Here is a 13785-nt window from a genome sequence, read left to right as displayed (position 1 = left end):
CGGGACCCATTCTCGCATCCACTCCCCCGCCCTCCTCAGGCGTAGTCCTCCACTGGCTAGGCCAGCTTTTCCTCCTGCGGCATCCACCAGCTGGTGCGGCTGCCGATGTGCATGTTGAGTGTCTTGGTCTCCGTATAATCCTCCACCGCATGGCGCCCGAGCTCGCGCCCGAGCCCGGACTGCTTGTAGCCGCCGAACGGAAGCTCAGGGGTACCATCCATGAATGTGTTCATCCAGACCGTTCCCGCCCGCACCTTCCTGCCGATCGTCAGGCAAGTATCGAAATCGCGGCTCCAGACGCCGGCCGACAGGCCGTAATCGATCGAATTCGCGATCTCTATTGCCTCGGCGGTCGTCTCGAAGGTTAGCACCGACAGAACGGGACCGAAGACTTCCTCGCGCGCAACCGCCATATCCGGCGTCACGCCGGACAGGATCGTCGGCGCCATGAATTGCCCCATGCCGAGATCGAGAATGCCGCCGCCATGCGCAACGTCCGCGCCGCTGTCCGTTGCCTTGGCGACGTAACCGGCAATCTTGTCAAAGTGTTGCGGCGTTATGATCGCACCCACTTGCGTGCTGGGGTCCAGCGGATCGCCGACCCTGACGTTCTGGGTGAGATCGGCGACGCGCTTGACGACATCAGATGCAATGCTCTTGTGCAGGATCAGCCGCGATCCGGCGTTGCAGCATTCGCCGGCGTTGAAATAGGCGCCGAAAACTGCCGCATCGATGAAGGCGTCCAGATCCGCGTCCGGGAAGACAATCTGCGGGTTCTTGCCGCCAAGCTCCAGCGATACCTTCTTCAACGTTTGTGCGGCACTGGTCATGGTGAGCTTGCCGACGCCGGTGGAACCGGTGAAGGACACCATGTCGACATCAGGATGAGACGTCATGACGGCGCCGACCTCGGGCCCGGTTCCGGTGACGATATTGACCACGCCGTCCGGCACGCCTGCCTCCTGCAGGATTTCGCCGAGAACAAGCGTCGAGCCCGACGTCAGTTCGGACGGCTTGACGACGGCGGTGCAGCCGGCCGCCAGGGCGAAGGGAAGCTTCTGGCCGACAATCAGGAACGGGAAGTTCCACGGCGTGATGATGGAGACGACGCCGATCGCCTCGCGCAGGACGACACCCAGTGTTCCCTCGCCCAGCGTATTGTAGCTTTCGCCATGCAGATCGCGTGCGAGCGCCGCCGCATAGCGCCAGATATCGACGGAACCGGCAATCTCGCCGCGCACCTGGCTGATCGGCTTGCCGGCCTCGATCGCATCGAGATAAGCAAGTTCTTCCGCCCGCGCCGCAATAAGATCGGCGGCCTTCAGAAGAACAGCCGATCGCTCGGAAGCTGTCATTCGCGGCCAGGGACCATTGTCGAACGCCTTGCGGGCGGCAGCGATTGCCCGTTCGGCATCCGCCTTGCTGCCGGCGGGAAAGCGGCTGACCACGACGCCGTGGCTCGGGGCGATGCGTTCGATCGGCCTGGCATCACCTGCCTGCCACCGACCGTCGATCAGCATTTTGAAATCCCGCGCCTCATGAGAGCTCAGCGCCTTTGGTTTCACCGGAATCGTCATCACCATTCTCCCTTGAACTGTGCCGGGCGCTTTTCGCTGAAGGAAGCGACGCCCTCTTTCAGATCGCCGGTCTTGGCAGCGAGAATCGACCCCAGCGCCTCGACGGCGGTGCCGTTGTCCTCTCCGTTTGCCGAAGCGATCAGCAGCTTCACGATTTCCAATGCCACAGGCCCGCGCGCGGCCACGCGCTGCGCATAATCCTTGGCCGCAGCGACGGCGTTGCCGCTCGGGGTGACCGCATCGACGACGCCCAGATTGCGCGCCTCCTCGGCCGTGAAGATCTCTCCGCCGAGCGCCATGCGGCGAACGACCTGTGCGCCGAACCGTTTGACGAGGCGCTGCGTGCCGGACCAGCCGGGCACCATGCCGAGGCCCGTCTCGGGCAAGCCGATCTTGACGTGCTCCTCGGCGATCCTGATATCCGCCACGCCGGCGAGCTCCAGGCCGCCACCGAGGGCATGGCCGTTAAGTGCCGCGATCAGAGGAACGCGCAAAGTCGCCAGCCTTTCGAAAACGCGATGACCGTAGCGAACCCAGGCGTGTCCAAACTCCTGTGGCTCCATCCCGCCCCAGGCCCTGATGTCGCCGCCAGCCGAAAAGCCCTTGCCTTCGCCCGTCAAGATCGCGACCCGAACGGCGCGGTTTGCCTCGACTTCGTCCGCCGCATCGCCGAGTGCCTTCAGCATGTCCAAGTCGAGAGCATTGAGCTTTTCCGGCCGCGAGACCGTCATGATTGCGATGTGCCCGTCTATCTCGACCTTCATCGTACCGCTAGCCATGGAACGTCCCCTCCAGAACGCGGGCGTGTTTCTTCGGCAGAGAGAGGCCGATATTGCCTTCCGCAAAGAGTCCAGCGTCCATCACCTTGAGATCCGCGGCCACGGTCAGCGGGAATTCGGATTGTTCGAGGATATGTGTCTGCAGATCGATGCCCGGCGCGATCTCGGTCAGTACTATGCCGGCCGAAGTCAGCTTCATCACGCAGCGTTCGGTGACATAGGTGATGTCCTGACCCTGCTCGACTGCCCGCTTGCCGGAGAAGGTGACATGCTCGACTTCGTTCACCAGTTTCTTGAGCTTGCCTTCCTTCTCGATGATGAGCATGCCGTCGGCAACCGCGATCTTGGCGCCTGCATTGAACATGCCGGAGAAGACGATTTTCCTGGCGCGGGCGGTGATATCGACGAAGCCGCCGGCGCCGGCCGTCACATGCGGCCGGAACGACAATTTCGAGACGTTGACGGATCCGTCCCGCCCGATCTCAAGGAAGGAGAGAAGCGAAGCGTCGAAACCCGCACCTTGGAAATAGGTGAACTGATAGGGGGACGGCATATAGGCATCGGCGTTGGATGCGCAGCCGAAAGCAAAGTCGAGGAGCGGAACGCCACCGACAGCGCCCTGTTCGATGACCCAGGTGACCGCGCCATGCAGTCCCTCTTCCAGCAGGATGCGCGGCACATTCGCCGAGATGCCGAAGCCGAGATTGACGCAGCTGCCGGCCTGCAGTTCCTGCGCCACGCGTCGCGCGATCACCTTCTGGATGTTGAATTCGGGAACGCGGAACGTGTCGAGCGGACGGAAAATCTCGCCTGAGATTGCCGGATCATACAAGGTCTGGGTCGTCTGCTTCTGCTCGGGATCGACGATCACATAGTCGACCAGCATTCCGGGAACACGCACATCATGCGGCTTCAGCGAGCCTTCCTTGGTGATGCGCTTGACTTGGGCAATGACGATGCCGCCATTGTTGCGCGCGGCAAGCGCCTGATCCAGACCGCCCAGATAGGCGCCCTCGTGCTCATAGGTGAGATTGCCGCGCTCGTCCGCCGTCGTCGCCCGAATGATCGCGACCTGCGGAACGATAGCCGGGAAATACAGCCATTCATCGCCTTCGAAGGATACGCGCTTGACCACCGGCTCTTCGCTTGCGGCGGCATTCATCGCGCAGCCCTGACGCTTGGGGTCGACGAAGGTCTCGATCCCCACCTTGGTCAAGACACCTGGACGCTTGGCGGCAGCCTCCCGATGCATGTCGAAGAGGATGCCCGACGGGATGTTGTAGGCGGGAATTTGGTTATCCGTGATCATCTGCCAGATGAGCGGCGGCTCGGCGGTGGACGGTCCGGACGGATAGGAGCCGCCGATGATGCGCTTGAGCAGGCCTTTCTTGGCGATATGGTCGACACCCCTAATGCCGCTCATGTCGCCTGCCGCGATCGGATGCAGCGTCGTGAGATTACGCGGGTGCCCCGTCTCATCAAAGCGCTCGCCGATTGCCTTCAGCATCAGATCGGGGCAGCCGAGACCGCTTGATGATGAGACCGAGACGATGGCTCCATCGGGGATCAGGGCGGCGGCTTGGGCCGGAGTGATGTGTTTGCTCATATGCATAATCTAGAGTCCGGTTTTTATCTTTACGGCCGCGCCGCTTCTGGCGGCCTCGACGACAGCGAGACCGGTCGCCAGCGACCAGATCCCATCCTCGGCTGTAGCCGCAGGGCGCCCCTTCCCGGCCACGGCGGCATGGAAGGCTTCGAGCGCGGTCTGATAGAGGTTCTTGTCGGTCGTCGGCAGCTCCTGCTCGCCCTTGGCCGTCCGCAACATCACGGTGCCGATCGGCCGCTGCGTCATGACGTTGCGAGCGATGAGCGACCCCTCGGTTCCATGCACCTCGAAACCGGTGTCGGCATATTTCACCGTGAAGGCATCATGGAACTGAGCGATGACACCATCCTCGAAGCGCATCACGCCCATGACGGCATCTTCCAGCCCTTCCCTGCCCATTCCGCCCGACTGTGAGAAAGCCGTAACCTCCACCGGGTTACGCCCGAGGACAAAGCGCAGCGTATCGGCATCGTGAACCGTGATGTCGAGGATCACGCCACCGCCGGCGGCAGGCTTCTCGATCCTCCAGCCCTGAAGATGCGGCGGCAGATAGACGGCGTGGAATACCCGAGCCGCCAGCGGCTTGCCGATCTTGCCGGAGGCGATGGCATCCCTCATGGCGCTGTGGGTAGATGCATTGCGAAGATGATGATTGGTCGCCAGAACGACGCCGGCATCCTTCGCCGCCTTTGCCATGGCGTGCGCATCGTCCAGCGACATTGCCAGCGGCTTCTCGCAAAGCACATGCTTGCCGGCGCGAGCCGCGGCAATCGCCTGGTCGCGATGCAGCTCGTTGGTGGTCGAGATATAGACGGCATCGATCTGCGGATCCGACACAAGCTCCGAGACCTGCGAAACCGATCGGCCGATACCGTTTTCAGCAGCATAGGCTCGTGCGCGCTCCGGGCTCGAACTCATGACCGACACCACCTCGCCGCCAGCAGCACGGATGGCGCCGATGACCCACTCGCGCGCGATGGTGCTTGCGCCGATAAGACCCCAACGAACAGTCACGCCAACTCCTCCCCTGATTTTCTCTGCCAGGCACCGCAGCTCTCGCGAACGACGAGACGCACGGCCGCGGTCACGTTCTCCGCCTCCACCTTTCCCGCATTGATCTGCTTGAGAAGAAGCTGGGCCGCACGCCTGCCCATGCCCTGCGGATCGACTGAAATCGTCGTCAGCGCGGGCACAGCAGTCTGCGCCTCGATCACATCGTCGAAACCGACGACGGCGAAGTCACGGCCGGGCTCCATGCCACGCGCGCGAAGCCCGTCGCAGACGCCGAAAGCGACCGCATCATTGAAGCAGACAGCCGCGGTCGGCGGATTGCCCATCGCCATGGTGCGAGCAATCGCATCCGCACCGCCGGCCCTCGATGGAGCTGATGAGACAATCAGCTCGTCGTCGAAGCCGAGACCGACTTCCGCCACTGCATCCCGGTAACCGGTCAAGCGTTCCGCAAAAACGGCCGTATTGGGAAAACCACCCAGGAAGGAAATCCGCCTATGGCCAAGCGAGGCCAGATGCCGGACTGCGGCCGCCGTTCCCTCGTGATTGTCCGATACGATCGAGGAAACCTTGGCGCCAGGCAGGCTGCGCACCGCGACCACGACCGGGATGCCGGCTGCGACCAACGGCTTGAAATCGGCCGCTTCCGTTGCACGGGCCGGCGAAACGATCAGGCCGGAAATGCCATGCTCGCGCATGGAGGCAATGACCTCGCGCTGGCGATCGATGCTTTCGCTCGTATTCGACAGAAACTGCACAAAACCCGCTGATTGAACGACCATGTCGACGCCCACTGCCAGCTCCGCGAAGAAACTGTTGGTGAGGTCGTTGACGACGACACCGATGATCTTCGACTTCGCGCCCGTCTGCCGGAGCGTGGCGGCGCCACGATTGTAGACATAGCCGAGCTCCCGCATCGCGGCACTGACCTTCACCCGCGTGCCCTCATTGACCAGAGGGGAGCCCTGAAGCACCAGCGAGACCGTCGACTTTGAAACGCCGGCAGCCTTCGCGATGTCTATGACGGTAACCCGTCCCCCGGCCATGCAATCCTCCATGCCAATTCGCTAAGCAATTAATTGGAACGTTCCAATTGTGTCAAGAGCATTTTTCCAAATCCAGATCGCTTGCTGCCACATCTTTTCTGCCATTTCGTAGATTCCCCTTGTTTTAAATGGGTATTTCTACCTATTTCGTAGCACATATCGCCAGCGCTAGCATTTTTCGGCAAATTAGCGGATCCCGAAAATAGCCTCTTGCAATTTGGAACGATCCAAATTAATGGGTCGTCCATCTTGTGAGGAGGATTGTCATGAGCCTGACTTTGAACCTGCCGAACTCCGATGGCATCATTCGCGGTTACGAGCTGGTGGGAACGCCTATCGCACGGCCGGCGGCGCCCCCGCGCTTCAATCGCATCGCTTATGCCGCCGCCCATGTCGTTTCGGATCCGCGCAAGGAAACCGACCCCTGGGGCCGGCCGGCCATCGACTGGGAGGCAACGATCGCCTTTCGCCGGCATTTGTGGAGCCTCGGCTTCAAGATTGCCGAGGCGATGGACACATCGCAGCGCGGCATGGGCCTGGACTGGGCCGGCGCACAGGAACTGATCAGACGGTCGCTCGATGAGGCAAGGAACGTCAATGGAGCCGACCTTGCATGCGGCGCCGGCACCGACCACCTCATCGCGTCAGAGGCGCGATCGCTTGATGATGTCATCCGAGCGTATGAGACGCAGGTCGAATATGTGGAGAAGCATGGCGGCCGCGCCATCATGATGGCAAGCCGCGCGCTCGCCCGCCTCGCCGCCTCGCCCGATGACTACGCCAAGGTCTATGGTCGCATTCTCTCGCAGACCAGGGACAAGGTCGTCCTGCACTGGCTCGGCGACATGTTCGATCCGCAACTGGCGGGCTATTGGGGCAGCGCCCAGTTCGAGCCGGCGCTTGAATGCGTCTTGAGGATCATCGGGGAAAATCGCGACAAGGTCGAGGGCATCAAGATCTCGCTTCTCGACAACGCCAAGGAAATCCAGCTTCGCAATCGGCTTCCGAACGGCGTTCTGTGTTTCACCGGCGATGATTTCAACTATGCGGAGCTGATCGAAGGGGACGGCGAGCGCTACAGCCACGCTCTTCTCGGCATTTTCGACGCGGTCGCTCCATCCGCCTCGAAGGCGCTAGCCGCACTCGCGGCCGGGGACGCAGCGACCTTCAGGTCCGTTATCGAACCCACCGTTCCCCTGTCGCGCAAGATTTTCGAGGCGCCGACGCAATATTACAAAGCGGGCGTGGTGTTTCTTGCCTGGCTGAACGGGCATCAGGACCATTTCAGCCTCCCCGCCGGCATGCAATCCGCGCGCGGCGTCAATCACTATGCCGAGATCTTCCGACTGGCGGACAAGGCCAATGTCCTCGACAGGCCGGAGCTCGCTGTCCGACGCATGAAGAATTTCGTTGGAGTCTTCGGCGTCGAGTAAAGCACCTTCAGCTGCGGGTTGGCGACACGACGCGCGGAGCGACGTGTCATTATAGAATAGAATGTGTGTGCCTGCACGAAAGCAGCGTTTTCATTCTGCCCGGGCCCGCAGTGCCGGCATCACCGCATCCGTTGGCCTGAGCCAGACGACAGAAACGCGCTTCCCGGTCTGCTTGGCAAGATACATGTCGTTGTCGGCGCGTTTGACGAAGGAAGCTGACGTATCTCCCGACCTCAGAAGCGTTACGCCGACGGCCGCGCCGACATCCGTCAGGGCACCACCGATCGCTATCGGCTTGAAGATGCGCTCGATCGCCTCGAACAACATGTCGCGCGCCTCGTTCAACAGTGCGGGGTCGATTTCGAACAGTACGATGAACTCGTCGCCACCGACGCGCGCTAAGAAATCATGCGCACGGAAACTGTCCCGGAAACGGCTTGCAATGGTGCGGATCACTTCATCACCGGCATCGTGGCCCATGGTGTCATTGACGATCTTGAAACCATTGAGATCGATGAAGGCAAGCGCGAGCAGCCGCTCATTCGATTCCTGCGTGGCAACCCTTTCCCTCAGTACCTCGTCGAAGCAGGCGCGGTTCGGCAGGCCGGAGAGCGCATCGGTGCGCGCGGAGGCGCGAAGCGCAAGTTCGATTTCGGACTGGTGGCGGACACGCGCCGATACGTCGAGGATGATTTCCACGTCGAAAGACACGCCGTCGACGACGGTGCGCTGCGCTGATATCAAGGTCGGAATGATGTTGCCGTCCGCATGTCGGATTTCGACCTCTTCCAGCACATAGGCACCATCCTCTTGCAGCAGGCGATGCCGCCGGTCACGAGCCGGGCTGTCAATGGCTGCGCCCTTCGAAATGAGCTTCTTGCCGCGAATATCGTCCCATTTGAGCCCGGTCAGCTTGAGATAGGCATCATTGACCTTTGCATAGCTCGACGTCTTCGTATCACTGGTCGTGATAGCGATCGCGATTGGCGCGAATTCGAACATCCGCATCAGCATTGAGGCCAGCACTTCCGGCGGCAGGATTTCGGTATCGTCCATTTAAACACCGAGAATAGTACCCAGATCGAAAGAAATGTAGACCAAAGTCCTTAAAATCTCGCTGATGTCAAAGAAACATATCTAAACGCGTTCCTCGCAACCATCGACTTCTTGCCACCGAGCCACAATCTCGCGCGGATATCCGTTGCCTGACCGCAACAGGCGCGCAAAAGCACGGAACTAATAGTCAATATAAATCTCGGCAAAACGGGGAAATGAATTGAATGAAAGCAACCACTTGTTGGGCCGACCTACGCTCGGCCCGCCGAACGGTATCCCGACGTTGATGATCGCTGACCCAGATAGAAGAACGGATCGGCGTATGCTCCCACCGATCCGTTCCCTCAGATATGCGGTTCTTTGACGATCACGATGCCGACCGGCGCAGTATCGGCGCGGCCTTCCATCCCAATTCAGGTGCGATGGTCGTCACGAAATCATGGAGGATCTGCCGATATTCCTCGTCATGAAACTCGTAAGGCAGCTCCAGACGAAATTCGTTGACATATGGCAGGATCGGATCGGCATGAAGACGTTCGAGGATTTCATCCGACGTGCCAACGATGTCACGTGCAAAGAGTGTGCGGCGCTCCCCCTGCGGTGACAGTGTTCGCTCGTAGCGGCCGGCGGCATAGTCGGTGTAACGCTTGCGCGTGATGGCGTCCGCACTGTCGAAAGGGACGATGACGCGACCGAGCGCCACCCGTCTCGTCTCGCCGCCGGAAGCGCGGTAAGTCTCGAGCTGCCGGGATTGCGCGACAAAGAAATCGTCGGTCTCCTCGCCCGTCGCCACATTGCCGATCAGGAGATTGAAGCCGTTGCGGCCGGCCCAGGCCGCAGAACGCAACGAACCGCCACCATACCAGATGCGATCGATCAGACCCTTCGCATAGGGCTGAAGACGCGGACGCTGCGGACCGAAGGGCGTCTTGATGAGTGTATGCTGATCGCCGATATAGGTCCCGCGCAGATTGTCGGCAAAACGCAGCACCCGCTGATGGGAGAAATCATGGTTTTCCCAATCGCCATCAAAGGCAAGCGGACCGATGAGGTCGGCATGCAACGGACGACCCGCGCTCAGCCCGATGTTCAATCGTCCGCGCGACAGGACATCCACGGTCGCGAGATCCTCGGCAAGACGATACGGGCTTTCGTAGCCGATCGGAATGACGGCCGTCCCGAGTTCAATATGGTGGGTCCGCTGCGTTGCCGCGGCGAGGAAGGCGCTTGCCGAGGAGATGCCGGGCTCGAGATGCCGCTGGCGCACCCAGGCGCTGTCGAATCCCCTCTGCTCGCCATGCTCGAGAAGCTGCAAGGTTTGTTCCAGGCCAGCCAAGGGATCTTCATCCGGATAGTTGCCTGGCGTGAGAAAGCCGATGTGGCTGATCGATGGGGCTGGATGGCTCATCCGGCTGTCTCCTCAATATTTCGGCAGGCCGGGCGGATTGGTTTCCGATTTCGGCAGGGCTTCCTCGGCAAGATGCCAGTGATCCAGAATCCTGGCATAGGTGCGGTCCTTGATCAGCCCGTTCGTGGCAGTCGTGAGCGCTGCCGCAAGGCCGCTGCCCTTGCGCGTGGTGATTGCGACGTCCGAACGATCGGGCCAGCCGGCGCTCAAGGTGCCGACACGTCTAATGTTCTTATCGCGGGCGGCGATGTAGACGAGCTGGGCATGCGGCTGCACGATGACGTCGGCGCGACCCGATTGAAGGGCGAGAAGGCTCGCCGCGTCGTCGTCGTAATATTGCAATTCGAGCGGCTTCAGGCCGGCCGCCACATCCTTGTCGCTCCATTTCAGCAGGATCCGCTCCTGGTTGGTGCCCGCACCGACGATAAACCGGAGGCCGGCAGCATCCTTGGGCTCCTTGATCGATACGACCTTGCTGTCGGTCTTGACGAAGAAGCCGTGTAGGCCCTGGCGATAGGTGGAGAAATCGAACTTCTCCTTGCGCTGCTCGGTGACGCCGACATTGGAAATGACAGCATCGTACTTGCCCGATGTCAGCCCGAGCGGCCAGTCGATCCACGCGACCGGAACGAGTTCCAGCTTCAGGCCGAGCGCATCGGCAATGGCGGAGGCGTAGTCGGGATCGGCACCGACGACGGTCTTGGCATCTGTGGCGTAGGTGGCAAGCGGCGGCCCGCCGGGAGCAACCGCCACGGTGAATGTGCCTGGCGTCACAAACTTGAAGCCCTTGGGAACGGCGGCAATCGCCGCATCATTCTTTACTGCATGGACACGTCCGGGCTGTTCCGGACTGAGATCGAAGTCTTCGGATGCCTTCACCGGGCCAAAGCCGATCAAAGCAGCCGCAGTTACAGTGGCAAGCATGGTTCTGAAGGTAGGAAGGATCGTCACGAACACTGTATCTCCATAACAGATGAATGGGAGCGGACCGGCGCGGGCCCCACCAACGCCGGTCCGCTCGACCAACATTACGAACCGCTCTTCGGCAGGCCCGCAGGGTTGGTCTTGGATTGATCGACCGCTTCGGCAGTCAGGCTCCAGTGCTTCAGCACTTCGCCATATTTGCCGTCCTTGATCCGATCATTGATAGCGAGCGTGAGGGCGTCGGCGAGGCCGGAGCCCTTCTTCGTCGTGACTGCGATTTCAGCCGTGAGCGGCCAACCGCCCGAAACGACGCCGACAAGCTTCCTTGTGCCGTTGATGGCGGCCTTGTAGGCCTGCGTCGCGTTCGGATTGAACTCGACATCGGCGCGACCCGACTGCAGGGCAAGATCGGCGGCGGCGCGGTCGTCGTAATACTGTATGTCGATCGGCTTCAAACCGGCCGCCACGTTCTGGCGATCCCATTCGAGAATGATCTTCTCCTGGTTCGTGCCAGCTCCCGTGATCACCTTGAGACCCGCGACATCCTTGGGCTCCTTGATCTCAGTGATCTTGCTGTCTGATTTCACGTAGAAGCCGAGCACGTCCTTGCGATAGGTGGAGAAGTCGAATTTCAGCTTGCGCTCCTCGGTGACGGTCACGTTGGAGATGACGGCATCATACTTGCCGGAGGAGACGCCGAGCGGCCAGTCTTCCCAGGCGACCGGCACCAGTTCGAGCTGCAGACCGAGGGAATCGGCGAGCAATTGCGCGATATCCGGATCGGCACCAACGACGGTCTTCGCGTCGGTGGCGTAAGTAGCGATCGGTGGATCCCAAGCGTTGATCGCCACCGTGAACTTGCCGGGATTGACGAATTTGAAGCCGGGTGCGATCGCCTTGATCGCCGCCTCATCCTTCTCCGCCCTGACCCGATTGGACGTATCCGGGCTGAGATTGAATTTCTCGGCCGCATCGGCTGTCGCGCAACTCATCGCAACGGCAGTGACTACCCCCGCCAGCACGTATTTTGCTCTATCAAAGAATGCCATGTCCCTACTCCATTTCATCTTTAGGTTGTTTATTGTGTCGTTATTATCCGGATGCCCGTCACGGCCCGGCATTTTCACCAGCTGTGTCTGCTAGAGAACCTTGTCGAGGAATGCCCGTGTGCGCGGGTGCTTCGCATCGTTGAAGATCTGTGCCGGCGAACCGGTCTCGAGAATGTGCCCGCCTTCCATGAAGACGACGGTATCGGCGACTTCGCGGGCAAAGCCGATCTCATGCGTGACGATGACAAGCGTCGTCCCGGTGCGGGCAAGCTCCTTGATCACGTCAAGCACCTCGCCGACGAGTTCCGGGTCGAGCGCCGAGGTCGGCTCGTCGAACAGCAGGACTTTCGGCCGAAGCGCCAGGGCGCGGGCGATGGCGACACGCTGCTGCTGCCCGCCGGAAAGCTGGCGCGGATAGGCGTCGATCTTGTCGCTGAGGCCGACGCGCGCAAGAAGCTCGCGGGCGAGAAGCACGGCCTGCTCCCGGCTGAGACCGCGCACCTGGATCGGAGCCTCGATGAGATTCTCCAGAACCGTCAGGTGTGGAAAGAGGTTGAAATTCTGAAACACCATGCCGATGTCGACACGACGCTTGAGAACATCCTTTTCCTTGAGTTCGAAGAGCACATTGCCTTGCTGTCTGTAGCCGACAAGCTCGCCATCGACGGAGATAAAGCCGCTATCGACACGCTCCAGATGATTGATGGCGCGCAGCAGCGTCGACTTGCCGGAACCCGACGGCCCGAGAATGGCCGTTACACTGCCGGTCGGCAGGTTGAGCTCGATATCGTCGAGAACCTTCAGCGTGCCGAAGCTCTTCGATATGCCATGAATGCGCACGGCACCGCCCGTAGCCCGCAGAATGCCCGCATCGCGAAGGCCTGTCTGACCTGTCGTTTCCAAGACTGAAACGTCAGACGCCGAGGCCCGATTGCGGCGGCGCTGGAAGAATGCCTCGAATGGCAAGGGCGTCGGATTGCGCAGCGCGCCTCGGGAAAAATAACGCTCGATATAGTGCTGGATGATCGACAGGACCGTCATGATGACGAGATACCAGACCGTTGCCACCATCAGCAGCGGAATGACCTCCAGATTACGGCGATAGATGACCTGCACGGTGTAGAAAAGCTCCGGCAATGCCAGCACGTAGACCATGGATGTGCTCTTGGCGAGGCCGATGATTTCGTTGAAACCTGTGGGAAGAATGGAGCGCATGGCCTGCGGCAGAACGATGCGGAATGCCTGGCGGCGGCGCGGCAGGCCGAGCGCGGAGGCTGCTTCGAGCTGACCCTGGTCGACCGACAGGATGCCGCCGCGGACGATCTCGGCGAAAAATGCGGATTGGTTCAGGGTCAGCCCGAGGAAGGCCGCCGCGAATGGCGTCAGGAGCTGCGTTGTGGGATAATCGAACAACACCTTGTCGGTGAAGGGCACGCCGATGGTGATCGTCTCGTAGAGATAGCCGAGATTGTTGAGCACGAGCAGCAGCACGATCATCGGGATCGAACGCAACAGCCAGATATAGCCCCAGGAAAGGCTCGACAGCAGCGGCGATCTCGACACACGCGCCAAAGCCAAGGCTGTTCCAAGGATTGAGCCGGAAACGGCGGCGAGTGCGGTCAGAAGCAATGTCCTTCCGAGACCCACCAACACCGGCTCGGCAAAGAACCACTCGGCAAAAACGCCCCAGCCCCAGCGCGGATTGGTGAAGGTGGAATAGAGAATGGCGGCAAGGACGAACGCGGCAAAAATCGTACCCGCGGTACGTCCGGGATGACGCGCCGGCACGATGCGGTAGCCCGAATAGTCCGTCTTCGTCTCGTTGGTTCTGGCGCCCGGATCGATGCCCGCGAAGTCTGTCGTCAGTGCCATGATGATTCCCTTTTATGAATAATC

General features: G+C 60.8%; 11 protein-coding genes. 1 reads left to right on the top strand and 10 read right to left on the bottom strand.

What is annotated here, in order from left to right; translation table 11 throughout:
- Window positions 1-56 precede the first annotated feature (56 nt).
- Genes JTP94_RS19580 through JTP94_RS19560 form a run of 5 tightly spaced genes read right to left on the bottom strand, consistent with a single transcriptional unit; the run spans window position 57 to window position 6019 of the window.
- The gene (locus JTP94_RS19580) at window positions 57-1577 is read right to left on the bottom strand and encodes an aldehyde dehydrogenase family protein (RefSeq protein WP_204852109.1); all 1521 of its coding nucleotides are present in this window, start codon (window positions 1575-1577) and stop codon (window positions 57-59) included.
- On the bottom strand, window positions 1577-2356 hold the full coding sequence (locus JTP94_RS19575) for an enoyl-CoA hydratase/isomerase family protein (RefSeq protein ID WP_204852108.1): 780 nt from the start codon (window positions 2354-2356) through the stop codon (window positions 1577-1579). The genes JTP94_RS19580 and JTP94_RS19575 overlap by 1 nt, the downstream gene beginning before the upstream one ends.
- The gene (locus tag JTP94_RS19570; RefSeq protein ID WP_204852107.1) at window positions 2349-3962 is read right to left on the bottom strand and encodes an acyl CoA:acetate/3-ketoacid CoA transferase; all 1614 of its coding nucleotides are present in this window, start codon (window positions 3960-3962) and stop codon (window positions 2349-2351) included. Before JTP94_RS19570 ends, JTP94_RS19575 begins: the two co-directional genes overlap by 8 nt.
- Window positions 3963-3971: 9 nt before the next feature.
- On the bottom strand, window positions 3972-4976 hold the full coding sequence (locus JTP94_RS19565) for a Gfo/Idh/MocA family oxidoreductase (RefSeq protein ID WP_204852106.1): 1005 nt from the start codon (window positions 4974-4976) through the stop codon (window positions 3972-3974).
- The gene (locus JTP94_RS19560; RefSeq protein ID WP_204852105.1) at window positions 4973-6019 is read right to left on the bottom strand and encodes a LacI family DNA-binding transcriptional regulator; all 1047 of its coding nucleotides are present in this window, start codon (window positions 6017-6019) and stop codon (window positions 4973-4975) included. Before JTP94_RS19560 ends, JTP94_RS19565 begins: the two co-directional genes overlap by 4 nt.
- A 266-nt stretch (window positions 6020-6285) precedes the next feature.
- Between JTP94_RS19560 and JTP94_RS19555 the strand changes: the two genes are divergently transcribed.
- A complete protein-coding gene (locus tag JTP94_RS19555; protein ID WP_204852104.1) occupies window positions 6286-7452 on the top strand; it encodes a dihydrodipicolinate synthase family protein in 1167 nt (388 codons plus the stop codon).
- Between the two features lie 90 nt (window positions 7453-7542).
- On the opposite strand, the gene JTP94_RS19550 is transcribed toward JTP94_RS19555, so the two are convergent.
- The 5 genes from JTP94_RS19550 to JTP94_RS35805 form a co-directional block, all read right to left on the bottom strand.
- On the bottom strand, window positions 7543-8508 hold the full coding sequence (locus JTP94_RS19550) for a GGDEF domain-containing protein (RefSeq protein ID WP_246755049.1): 966 nt from the start codon (window positions 8506-8508) through the stop codon (window positions 7543-7545).
- Window positions 8509-8875: 367 nt separating this feature from the next.
- Window positions 8876-9916 (bottom strand): LLM class flavin-dependent oxidoreductase, encoded by a 1041-nt coding sequence (locus tag JTP94_RS19545; RefSeq protein WP_204852103.1) that lies wholly within the window; start codon window positions 9914-9916, stop codon window positions 8876-8878.
- Window positions 9917-9928: 12 nt separating this feature from the next.
- Window positions 9929-10867 carry an ABC transporter substrate-binding protein gene (locus JTP94_RS19540; protein WP_409456616.1) on the bottom strand — a complete coding sequence of 313 codons (939 nt, stop codon included), beginning with the start codon at window positions 10865-10867 and terminating at the stop codon, window positions 9929-9931.
- Window positions 10868-10944: 77 nt separating this feature from the next.
- The gene (locus JTP94_RS19535; protein ID WP_204852102.1) at window positions 10945-11889 is read right to left on the bottom strand and encodes an ABC transporter substrate-binding protein; all 945 of its coding nucleotides are present in this window, start codon (window positions 11887-11889) and stop codon (window positions 10945-10947) included.
- A 90-nt stretch (window positions 11890-11979) separates the two neighbouring features.
- Window positions 11980-13761 carry an amino acid ABC transporter permease/ATP-binding protein gene (locus JTP94_RS35805; protein WP_204852101.1) on the bottom strand — a complete coding sequence of 594 codons (1782 nt, stop codon included), beginning with the start codon at window positions 13759-13761 and terminating at the stop codon, window positions 11980-11982.
- Between the last annotated feature and the right edge of the window lie 24 nt (window positions 13762-13785).

It is taken from the genome of Martinezella lusitana, assembly GCF_016901135.1.
Classification (GTDB): domain Bacteria; phylum Pseudomonadota; class Alphaproteobacteria; order Rhizobiales; family Rhizobiaceae; genus Rhizobium; species Rhizobium lusitanum_D.
The sequence above is the reverse complement of the archived record's forward strand: the minus strand, read 5'-3'. Positions and strand labels throughout refer to the sequence as shown.

Excerpts from the sequence above, each read along its gene's own strand:
- JTP94_RS19580 (WP_204852109.1), bottom strand. The coding sequence starts at position 1,577 with ATGACGATTCCGGTGAAACCAAAGGCGCTGAGCTCTCATGAGGCGCGG.
- JTP94_RS19575 (WP_204852108.1), bottom strand. The coding sequence starts at position 2,356 with ATGGCTAGCGGTACGATGAAGGTCGAGATAGACGGGCACATCGCAATC.
- JTP94_RS19570 (WP_204852107.1), bottom strand. The coding sequence starts at position 3,962 with ATGAGCAAACACATCACTCCGGCCCAAGCCGCCGCCCTGATCCCCGAT.
- JTP94_RS19560 (WP_204852105.1), bottom strand. The coding sequence starts at position 6,019 with ATGGCCGGGGGACGGGTTACCGTCATAGACATCGCGAAGGCTGCCGGC.
- JTP94_RS19555 (WP_204852104.1), top strand. The coding sequence starts at position 6,286 with ATGAGCCTGACTTTGAACCTGCCGAACTCCGATGGCATCATTCGCGGT.
- JTP94_RS19550 (WP_246755049.1), bottom strand. The coding sequence starts at position 8,508 with ATGGACGATACCGAAATCCTGCCGCCGGAAGTGCTGGCCTCAATGCTG.
- JTP94_RS19545 (WP_204852103.1), bottom strand. The coding sequence starts at position 9,916 with ATGAGCCATCCAGCCCCATCGATCAGCCACATCGGCTTTCTCACGCCA.
- JTP94_RS19535 (WP_204852102.1), bottom strand. The coding sequence starts at position 11,889 with ATGGCATTCTTTGATAGAGCAAAATACGTGCTGGCGGGGGTAGTCACT.
- JTP94_RS35805 (WP_204852101.1), bottom strand. The coding sequence starts at position 13,761 with ATGGCACTGACGACAGACTTCGCGGGCATCGATCCGGGCGCCAGAACC.